Consider the following 439-nt stretch of genomic DNA (forward strand, 5'->3'; position numbering starts at 1 on the left):
CGTTGAGCGCGATGCCCTTGTAGTGCTCCTCGGTGAAGTCCATCGCGGCCATGACCCGGCTGACCGCGGCCTGGACGGCCATCTCGGGATCCACGATCACGTTCGACAGCGGATCCATCGGACGCTGCGTCGTCCACTCCCAGAACGTCGTCCCGTGCTTGCGCGCGATGTCGATCGCGGCCTGCCGCAGGCCGTCGTCGCCCTTGGGATCGACGATGATGATCGACCCCTGCGGGTCGGCGTCGGCGGTGGCGTGCAGGAGCCGGATCGCGGTCGTCGTCTTCCCGGATTCAGGGCGGCCGAGCAGCAGGCCGACCACGCCGGAGTTGCCGCCCTTGCCCGGCGTCATCTTGCCGAGCTTCACCGACGCCGCCCCGCCGGTCGACGTCTCGTAGTCCGAGCGGCGGACCTCGGGGCCCAGCAGGCATCGCCCATCCAT

General features: G+C 69.7%; 1 protein-coding gene. It reads right to left on the bottom strand.

The features are described from left to right. On the bottom strand, window positions 1–439 hold a 439-nt coding region (locus ACU8YE_RS25430), incomplete at both ends, for a hypothetical protein (protein ID WP_446930364.1).

The sequence above is a fragment of the Ralstonia sp. VS2407 genome, assembly GCF_052950655.1.